We start from the raw sequence: 240 nt of genomic DNA, 5'->3' as shown, positions 1-240 counted from the left end.
CACCGAACAACGCTGCGGCCTGAAAGACCTTGGCCGTGACGAATGTCTCCCAAGCAAATGCTGCTGACGCAGCAGTAAGCAGCTGCCACCTCTCCAAATTTTCAACGGCTCTTGCCCGGTTCTGTTTCCGAACGAAATAACCAATCTGCGGTTCTCGTGAAACTCGCAGAAGGGTAGTGCTCGCGTCTCCTGGTATATTCGCTTTACCGCATATTCGAATTGTCATATATTCGATTTCCC

Annotated in this window: 1 protein-coding gene; it reads right to left on the bottom strand. The window is 50.8% G+C overall.

Annotated features, from left to right (window positions below; translation table 11 throughout):
* A partial coding sequence (locus tag AC3XQU_RS24755) for a hypothetical protein (protein WP_489876744.1) occupies positions 1-240 on the bottom strand: 240 nt, incomplete at both ends.

It is taken from the genome of Telluria sp. AZSoR62 (assembly GCF_058111565.1).
The sequence above is the reverse complement of the archived record's forward strand: the minus strand, read 5'-3'. Positions and strand labels throughout refer to the sequence as shown.